The following is an 8491-nucleotide window of genomic DNA, read 5'->3' as shown; positions in this document are numbered from 1 at the left end:
GGACGACGGATGAAGACGTGTCTTGTGCTCCTCGCGGCGCTGGCGGCCTCCGGGTGCTACGACCGCGCGAGCTATGTCTATGGGGAGTCGATGGAGGACCTGACGCTCCAGGTCCACGACGCGACGATGGGCGTGCACCCGAGCACGACGGTCCTGGACGACCCGAACAACCCCTTCGTGGACTCGACGCCGGGGACGGAGACGAAGTGGCTCATCCAGGCCAACGCGGGGCCGGTGGCCTCGTTCTACGCGTGGGCCACGTTGCTGGCGCGCGGACCGTATGGCGAGGCGCAGTACTACGTGGGGTTGAACCTGCTGGGCGTGTACCAGAACGGGCTCGCGTCGCAGCAGGACCTGCCGGTGGTGCGCGAGCTGGCCATCAAGGCGTACCAGTCGGTGCTCGACAACTTCCCGGACGCGGTGACGTACGACGCCACGGGGACGATTCAGTACGAGCTGGTGACGCCGGCATACAAGGCCATCGTGGAGATGGGTGGGACGGTGACGGGCGGGTGGGTGCTGGTGCGGACCTCGAGCGGCGCGGACAAGGCGGTGCGGCCATGAAGCGGACCTTGGGCGTGGTGCTGCTGATGCTGGGGGCCTGCCGGCCGGACCCGGGCGAGTCCGACTACGAGAACCATCAGCCGTCGGTGCAGGGGGACGCGGGACCGAATCCGGAGGAGGAGTTCCTGCCGGGTCCGTTCCCCTACCAGCAGGGCCAGCGGCGGCTGTTCGTGGGCTTCTACGAGGGAGGACGCTCGGAGGAGATCATCATCAACGACGTGGACTCGCACATCTACCTGTACGAGGGCACGGTCTCGATTGCTTCGTCGACGACGCGCGTGGAGGGGAAGCTGTCGGACCGGGTGGTCCACGCGGGCAAGGCGTGGCTCGGCTTCGGCATCCACTGGGACACGCCGCACAGCCTGGATGGATGGAAGACGCTGCACGTGAGCTTGCAGTCGTCGGACCCGGGGTTCGCCGCGGTGAAGATTGGGATGAACGACACGGAGGGCTTCCAGGTCGACGCGACGAAGTATGGGTATGCGAATGATGGACAGTGGCACCACCTGGCCATCCCCCTGGCGGACTTCTCGGCGGGGGGCGTGAACCTGGCGGCGGTGCAGGCGCCGTTCGTGCTGCTGTCCGGCGCGGGCCCTTCGGGCAACACGCTCTTGCTCGACAATCTGTACTTCACGAACTAGCGATTGGGATTGGGCCCGCTTCCCTGGCATGGGGAGCGGGCTTTCCTGAAGACTTGCATCCCCTCCTTCATCCGCGCAGCATTCCGCCCGACGGGCCGTGGCCGACCGATGGGGTGACTCGCGCGCGACAGCAGGCGAAGGACCGTCATGTCCGCAGTGCCACCCCATCGACGGCCGCCCAGGCCATAGGAGTTGCCTCGCCATGACTCGAACCGGTCTTTCCCTTGCAACCGCCGCCCTGTTCTCGGTGTTCCTGGTTGCGTGCAGCCCCGAGCCGCAGCCGGGCGAGGGCGACACGGAGACGATGACCTCCGAGAGCGCATTGTCCGAGGAGGCGAGTGCGCAGGACCCGAGCCTCGCCGCCTGTACGGCCACGGCGGTCTGCGGGAGCTGCACCACGCTCACGTGCTCGGGCACGTCCACGTGCTCGGCGCTGAATGGCCCCACGGGCCACGCCGCCTGTGATGGCGTCACCAATGCCTGCCGGACCTGCACGTACCAAGGTGAGACCTATCCTGACGGCGCGCTCCCCAGTGACAGTGCGGACATCTACTGCTCCGCCAAGCTCGACGGCCACTGCATCGGCGGTCCCTGGGCGGGCCGGCCCTGCGTCGCCACGGGGCAGTGTCTGGTCCGGTGCTGCAACGGCACCTGGCGGCGGTAGGGGTCCTGACGTGTGAGTGAGCCACCTGCCATCCGCCCCCCCCGCGCGGGCCCCTGAAGGGCTGCGTTCTCTCGGCGGCAGAGCGCTTCACCTGTTCTGTCCGCCGAGAGCCGGTGCGGCGTCCTTCGTCAGACAAGAGTGGGAGCATCCTCCCATGGACTCTGCCCATGAAGGACGGAGGTGAAGCATGCGTGCCGGCCTCTGGCTACTGTGCGTTGCGGTCCTTCTCGCGGGTTGTGCGGGAGTCGAGTCGTCAGCAGGCCGACGTCGGGCTTCCATGCTTCGGCAGCACGGTGCTCGGGCTGGGGAGGCTCTTCGCGATGACACCGAAACCTCACGCGCCTCCTCGTCGGCCGGACTTCGGAGCGCTTCAGGAGCGCACGTCGAGACGTTCGAGGACTTGCTGAAGAACGCCGGGCTTGAGGAGCAGGACGACCGGCCCATCCCCGGCAACAGCCTCACGCCAGCACAGGCGGCGCGACTGCTCGCGACGCTCCTGCGCAAGCCCGTGACGCTCGGGACCTTTCCTTCGCGAATGGCGGTGGGCCACCTGCTGCGTGAAGTTCTCGAACGAGGGTCTGTGGCGCCCGCCGAGCTACAGCGGCGCGTCGGACGCTTCCGTCAGATAGCGGTGCTCCATCCGGATGGATGCCTGGCATGGGCGCTCACAGGGCGGGCGCAACAACGCATCGGTGAGGTCGAATGGGAGGATGGAGCGTTCCGGGCGCATCACTTCGAACTGGGACGCTTCTATGTCAGCAACGGCTTCGTCTTCCGGCTCGCGAACGAGCGACTGGAGCCCATCGACAGCGCCGTGTTCGTCGAGGTGTACGACGACGCGGACTATCTCGGCCGCGCGCTGGATGGCGCGGAGTCCGCGTTCCTGAAGCTGGCGCTCTCAGTGGGGCAGTTGCTCACCCATCCACTCGACAGCCTCGCCGAGTTGAAGAACCTGCCCTCCGGAGTGGCCGCGCTCATCACCGCGTCTCCCGCCTACTTCGAGCGCTTCCGGCACATGACTCGCGGAGAGCAGGTCCGCGCCGCCGCTGAGCTGGCGACCAACCTCCTCGTCACGGCGGGGACGGCCTCGGCCACGACTCGCACGGTGACGGGAGCCCTGGCGGGCGCCGAAGCACACGCTCCGGTGCTGTCCCTGTCCGCGCAGGGGGTGCTCCGCGTAGAGCGGCTGGCGGTGCCTGTGGGGCGCGCGGCAACGGTGATGGGTGGCGGCCCCGGCGCGGCCATCGTGCTTCATCGCGCCAACTCGGCGACCACCCAACCGTCGGGTGGTCCTGGACCGGGCCAGTGGGGTCCCGCGAAGGAGTCCATGTCCCCACGCGCTCGCCGCTACCAGGAACAGATCTCCGGCCACTCGGCGGACGAGGCATACTGGGTCGGTGGCGTGAAGTTCGATGGCTTCGAGCAGGGCGTGTTGCTGGAGGCGAAGGGACCGGGCTATGCCCAGTTCTTCGATGACCTGGAGCCCAAGGACTGGTTCCAACATTCAGGAGCCAAGAGCCTTGTCGACCAGGCGAACCGACAGAGCCAGCAAGTGCGGAGCCTCGGAGTGCTCATCGAGTGGCATGTCGCCGAAGCGCGAGCCGCCGAAGCCATTACCCGACTCCTGGAGCGCAACAGCATCAAGGGCATTCGCGTCATCCACTCCCCCGCGCGCTGAGGAACCCAACGCGTGACCGAGAACGCCGCTCCCGAACCTTGCTACGCGGGTGCCTATTGGGGCCCCCGCAGGGAGTCGCACGAGGACTGCGCTCGACGCACAGCGCACCTTCTCCCGCTCCTGGCGGCATGCGACCCCTTCCTTGCCCAGTGGTACAAACCCACCCGGTCCACGAGGGACAGGCGTGCCCATCCCCTCATGCCTCCCGATGAAGCCGTCCTGTCCGACCTGTTCCGCGGCGGCGCCAATCGAGAGTCGGGCGGTCCCATCATCGAGGAGCTCGGCTACAGCTTCTGGTTCGGCAATGGGGGCTCCGGCGCCGACAGTGCCAGCCTGCAAATCAAGTGTGGCGATTACGCTGGAGCCAACCCCAACTGCTGCCTCATGCCACTTCCCAGGAAAGGACTGAACGCGGAGCGAATCACCACCGCGCCCGTCCTCACGAGCATCGTCCGCAGCCAGGTGCTGGCCTGGGAGCCGGACTGGGCCGTGGCCACGTCCGACGACTACCGCAAGCGGATGAGTCCCACTTCGGACGCAGGCACCTTCGTGGGCTGGGTCACCTACTTTTCGCGCCATCGAGGAACGGTGCCACCCCTTCCCGCTCCGGTCCGCATCGAGCCCGTCGAGAACATGGGCACCCTCATCATCCTCACTCCCGAGCGTGTGACGACCCACGACGCGGGGCACGTCCAATTGGGCAGACGCGTCGGTGAGCTTCTCGCCAGGGCTGGACTCCTGCGTCCCGTCGTCCCCTGACTGCCGCTCACCGCCTGCGCCACCGCGCATCACCCGCCTCCGCGGTGAGAAGGATGAGCGTCGCCGTTATCGCGGACTCCACGTCCGGTGGGTCTCCCGTCAGCGCATCCCGGTACAGGAAGAACTGTCCCACCCGGACGATGACGTTCGACAGCGCATCCAGGTTCATCGCCGGGCGGATGAGCTTGTCCCGCACGCCCTCCTCCAACGCCCTGCGGATGCTCGCCGCGCAGCGCTCCTCCACGCGGCTGCTCTTCGACATCAGCACGCGCATCGCGTACTCGGAGTCCTGCTGGATGAAGCGCCTGAGCGGCGCGTCCTCCACAATCAGCTGGATGAGCCGCTCGGTGACGTTCGCCAGGTACGCCGCGCCCTCGCCCTGGAACTCGCCCCTCGCCGCCGTCAGCGCCGCGTCGAACCGGGACGAGAGCACCTCCCCATAGAGCAGCTCGCGCGTCCCCGCCCACCGGAACACCGTCGCCCGACTGACGCCCAGCTCCTGCGCCATCCTGCCGATGTCGAACCGCTCCCCCTCGCTCCACCACCGCATCGCCAACGCGAACAAATCCCTCGGCGTCGCCCGCGAGGGCGCCTCCAGCCGCTTCGACAACGGCGTCACCCGCACCCGCGCCTTCTCGCGCGAGGCCGGACGCGTCGTCCTCGACGGCGCCCCCTTCGCGCTCCGCCGCACGGGCTTCGCCCCCGTCCGCTTCATGTCGCCGCGCTCAGCATCTTCCGGCGCCGCCGCTTCATCCCCGCCACCAACACGCGCTGGTACAGCGTGGGCAACAGCCGCTGCATGAAGTCGATGAGCACCGCGTCCCCGCCGATGAGCTGACGACGCCGGTTCTTGTGGATGGCCGTGACGATGTCCTCCGCCGCGCGCTCCGGCGTCGTGGCGAACGCCTTCTCGAAGTCACTCGACGAGCGCTCATCCGTCCACCCCCGCCGCACCGTCACCCTCGCGTTGCGCGCGATGTTCGTCTTGATGCCCCCAGGGTGCACACACGTGACGCCGATGCTCCCCCCCTCCACCTCCAGTTCCTGCCGCAGCGCCTCCGTGAACCCCTTCACCGCGAACTTCGCCGCGTTGTACGCCGCCTGCGTCGGCACCCCGATGAGCCCGAACACACTCGACACGTTGACGATGTGCCCCGCGTCCGCCGCCTTCAGGTGCGGCAGGAACGCCTTCGTGCCGTACACCACGCCCCAGAAGTTGATGTTCATCAACCACTCGAAGTCCTCGTACCGCGTGTCCTCGATGGTCGCCCCCAACGCCACCCCCGCGTTGTTGATGACGATGTGCACCGCGCCGAACTCCCGCGCCACCTCGTCCGCCCACGCGTGCACCTCTTCGCGCTTCGCCACGTCCACCCGGTCCACCCGCACGCGCACCCCGTGCTCCCGGCACTTCGCCTCCGTCTCCGCCAGGCCCTGCGGATTCACGTCCGACAGCGCCAGGTGACAGCCCCGCTTCGCCAGCAGCACCGCCGTGGCCCGGCCGATGCCCGAGCCCGCGCCCGTGATTGCCGCGACCTTGTCCTTCACCGTCTTCATGTGCTGGCTCCGTTTCGCGCCCGGCTCGGCTCCACCTCGTCGAGCATCCGGCGCAGCAACCGCGCGACCTCCACCGTCGCCTCCCGACAGGCCCGACTCAGCCCCGACATGTTCGCGAACGCATGCACCAGCGAGTCGAAGCGGCGCAGCGTCGTCGGCGTCCCCGCCTCCCGCAGCGCCGTCGCGTACGCCTCCGCCTCGTCCCGCAGCGGGTCGAACCCCGCCGTGACGATGAGCGCCGGTGGCGCCCCCGCCAGCGACTTCTCCTGACGCGGAGAGACCCGGGGGTCCGCCAGCGGCGTCGTGCTGCCCATCATGTACTGCTCCTGGTACCACTCGACATCCACGCGCGTGAGGAAGAACCCCTCCGCGAAGTGCGACAGCGAGCCCCAGTCCCGGGTGCGGTCCATCGTCGGGTACAACAGGAACTGGAGCGCCGGCTTGCGCGTGCCCTCGCGCACCGTGTGCTGCGCGACGACGGCCGCCAGGTTCCCACCCGCACTGTCACCTCCCACCGCCACCCGCTCCGGGTCCGCGCCCAGCGCCTCCGCGTGCTCCAGCGCCCACTCGAACGCGGCAATCGCGTCCTCCACCGCCGAGGGGAACGGGTGCTCGGGCGCCAGCCGGTAGTCGATGGAGAGCACGTGCACGCCCGCGTGGTGACACAGCCGCCGGCACGGCGAGTCATGCGTGTCCAAATCCCCCATCACGAACCCACCGCCATGGAAGAACACCAGCAGCGGCCGCCCCCGTGAGTCCCCGGGCGGGACATAGTGCCGCGCCCGCAGCGGGCCCTGCTTCGTCTCGAGCACCCGCGACGTCACCGACGCCACCGGCTCCAGCGCCCCCGAGTGCATCAGCGCCTCGCGCCGCAGCCGGTTCCGCGACTCGGCGAGAGGCAGCTCCGACTTCCGGGGCACGCCCTTGCGCTCCCGCAGCGAGAGCAGCAGTTGCACCTCGGGGTGCAGGCGCAGCCCGTCAATCACCACCGGCGGCTTGCCGGACAAGCGCACCAGCATCGGCGGCGGCAGGCGGAACAGCGCGCTCGCGACCTTGAACTCCAGGCGCTCCAGGAGGGTGAGCTTCGTGTCATCAGCCATGTGCCAGCTTCCGGTGACGAGTCCCCGCCGTCGCGCTCGAACGCCCGTGCCGGGCGATGGCCACGTACTCCGACGGCTCGAAGGCGGAGACTCGATGGTGGTAGGAGAACGTGAAGCCGGGCCACAGCGTGGAGTTGCGCCCGGTGGCATCCAGATACCAGCTCACGCACCCGCCCGTGAGCCAGACCGTCCGCGCCATCCGCGTGTCGACGTCCTGGATGAACGCCTCCTGCGCGTCGGCCGTGGGCTCCACCGCCGCGAGCCCTCGCCCCTCCAGGTAGCGCAGCGCGCTGAGCACATGCGCGAACTGGGCCTCCATCATCAGGATGACGGACGTGTGCCCCAGCCCCGTGTTGGGCCCCAGCAACATGAAGAAGTTGGGGAAGCCGCTCACCGACGTGCCCAGGTGCGCCTTCATGCTCCCCGCCCACGTCTCGGTCAGCGAGCGCCCATCCCGTCCCCGGATGTGCCGCGCGAAGGCGGGCTCCGTGATTTGGAAGCCCGTGCCGAAGATGAGCGCGTCCACCGGGTGCTCCGCGCCCGTCGTGGTGACGACGGAGTGCTCGCGCACCTCCTGGAGGCCCTCCGTGACGACCTCGACGTTGTCCCGGGTCAGCGCCGGGAAGTAATCGTCCGAGACGAGCACGCGCTTGCAGCCCATCGTGTAGTCGGGCGTGAGCTTCGCGCGCAGCACCGGGTCCTTCACCGAGTCGCGCAGGTGCCGCTTCGCCCCTCGCTGGGCAAGCCGGATGATCCACGGGTGCATGAAGGCCAGCGCGGACAGCTCCTTCACCGTGTAGATGCCCAGGCGCGTCAGCCACCGCGCCCCGGGGACTCGCGCATACAGCCACTGTCTCCATGCGGAGATGGGACGGTCCTCGCGCGGCAGAATCCACGGCGGCGTGCGCTGGAACAGGACCAGCCGCGACACCTTCGGCTGGATGACCGGGACGAACTGGATGGCGGACGCGCCCGTGCCCACCACCGCCACCCGGCGCCCCTCCAGCGCGTAGCCCGGGTCCCACCGGGCCGAGTGCATCACCTTGCCCTGGAAGCGATCCAACCCCGGCAGCGAGGGCACCACGGGCTCGCTGAACGCGCCCGCCGCGAAGATGAACACGTCCGCGGTGAACAGCCCCTGGGACGTCTGGAGGCGCCAGTGCTGCGCGGCCTCGTCCCAGGAGGCCTCCTCCACGGTGTGGTGGAAGCGCACGTGCGGCAGCACCCCGAAGCGCTCCGCGCAGTCACGCAGGTACGCGTGAATCTCCGGCTGCGATGAGTAGGCCCGCGACCAACGCGGGTTGGGCGCGAAGGAGAACGAGTACAGGTGCGAGGGCACGTCACACGCGCAGCCAGGGTACACGTTGTCCCGCCAGACACCGCCCACGTCCCCCGCCCGCTCCAGGATGACGAAGTCCTCCATCCCCTCCTGCTTCAGACGGATGGCCATGCCCAGGCCACCAAAGCCGCTGCCGGCGATGGCCACGTGGAAGTGCCGGACCCGAGCCAGGGACATCTCCTACCTCCG

The 8491-nt window shown here is 68.9% G+C and carries 9 protein-coding genes; 5 read left to right on the top strand and 4 right to left on the bottom strand.

The genetic code is table 11. The features are described from left to right. Positions 1 to 9 precede the first annotated feature (9 nt). From K8640_RS10735 to K8640_RS10715, 5 genes are all read left to right on the top strand, one after another. A complete protein-coding gene (locus K8640_RS10735) occupies positions 10 to 564 on the top strand; it encodes a hypothetical protein (RefSeq protein ID WP_194869357.1) in 555 nt (184 codons plus the stop codon). Next, entirely contained in the window at positions 561 to 1205 is a 645-nt protein-coding gene (locus K8640_RS10730; protein WP_223746962.1) for a putative glycoside hydrolase, read from the top strand. The genes K8640_RS10735 and K8640_RS10730 overlap by 4 nt, the downstream gene beginning before the upstream one ends. 202 nt (positions 1206 to 1407) lie before the next feature. Next, on the top strand, positions 1408 to 1869 hold the full coding sequence (locus tag K8640_RS10725; protein WP_223746961.1) for a hypothetical protein: 462 nt from the start codon (positions 1408 to 1410) through the stop codon (positions 1867 to 1869). A 400-nt stretch (positions 1870 to 2269) separates the two neighbouring features. Next, positions 2270 to 3547, top strand: coding sequence for a Tox-REase-5 domain-containing protein (locus K8640_RS10720; RefSeq protein WP_223746960.1), 1278 nt, complete (start codon positions 2270 to 2272; stop codon positions 3545 to 3547). 12 nt (positions 3548 to 3559) lie between these two features. Continuing rightward, a complete protein-coding gene (locus K8640_RS10715; protein WP_324289150.1) occupies positions 3560 to 4306 on the top strand; it encodes an immunity 52 family protein in 747 nt (248 codons plus the stop codon). 7 nt (positions 4307 to 4313) lie between these two features. Here K8640_RS10715 and K8640_RS10710 read toward each other — a convergent pair whose 3' ends face one another. Genes K8640_RS10710 through K8640_RS10695 form a run of 4 tightly spaced genes read right to left on the bottom strand, consistent with a single transcriptional unit; the run spans position 4314 to position 8479 of the window. Further along, on the bottom strand, positions 4314 to 5021 hold the full coding sequence (locus K8640_RS10710) for a QsdR family transcriptional regulator (RefSeq protein WP_223746958.1): 708 nt from the start codon (positions 5019 to 5021) through the stop codon (positions 4314 to 4316). After that, positions 5018 to 5863, bottom strand: coding sequence for an SDR family oxidoreductase (locus K8640_RS10705; RefSeq protein WP_223746957.1), 846 nt, complete (start codon positions 5861 to 5863; stop codon positions 5018 to 5020). The genes K8640_RS10710 and K8640_RS10705 overlap by 4 nt, the downstream gene beginning before the upstream one ends. After that, on the bottom strand, positions 5860 to 6963 hold the full coding sequence (locus K8640_RS10700) for an alpha/beta hydrolase (RefSeq protein WP_223746956.1): 1104 nt from the start codon (positions 6961 to 6963) through the stop codon (positions 5860 to 5862). The genes K8640_RS10705 and K8640_RS10700 overlap by 4 nt, the downstream gene beginning before the upstream one ends. Further along, positions 6956 to 8479, bottom strand: a complete 1524-nt coding sequence (locus tag K8640_RS10695; protein WP_223746955.1) for an NAD(P)/FAD-dependent oxidoreductase — start codon at positions 8477 to 8479, stop codon at positions 6956 to 6958. The genes K8640_RS10700 and K8640_RS10695 overlap by 8 nt, the downstream gene beginning before the upstream one ends. Between the last annotated feature and the right edge of the window lie 12 nt (positions 8480 to 8491).

The organism is Myxococcus sp. XM-1-1-1, assembly GCF_020037095.1.
Taxonomy (GTDB): domain Bacteria; phylum Myxococcota; class Myxococcia; order Myxococcales; family Myxococcaceae; genus Myxococcus; species Myxococcus fulvus.
Note: the sequence above shows the minus strand (reverse complement) of the source record. Positions and strands in the feature narration are given on the sequence as shown.

Coding starts and splice junctions, on each gene's coding strand:
- K8640_RS10710 (WP_223746958.1), bottom strand. CDS start 5,021: ATGAAGCGGACGGGGGCGAAGCCCGTGCGGCGGAGCGCGAAGGGGGCG.
- K8640_RS10705 (WP_223746957.1), bottom strand. CDS start 5,863: ATGAAGACGGTGAAGGACAAGGTCGCGGCAATCACGGGCGCGGGCTCG.
- K8640_RS10730 (WP_223746962.1), top strand. CDS start 561: ATGAAGCGGACCTTGGGCGTGGTGCTGCTGATGCTGGGGGCCTGCCGG.
- K8640_RS10725 (WP_223746961.1), top strand. CDS start 1,408: ATGACTCGAACCGGTCTTTCCCTTGCAACCGCCGCCCTGTTCTCGGTG.
- K8640_RS10700 (WP_223746956.1), bottom strand. CDS start 6,963: ATGGCTGATGACACGAAGCTCACCCTCCTGGAGCGCCTGGAGTTCAAG.
- K8640_RS10735 (WP_194869357.1), top strand. CDS start 10: ATGAAGACGTGTCTTGTGCTCCTCGCGGCGCTGGCGGCCTCCGGGTGC.
- K8640_RS10695 (WP_223746955.1), bottom strand. CDS start 8,479: ATGTCCCTGGCTCGGGTCCGGCACTTCCACGTGGCCATCGCCGGCAGC.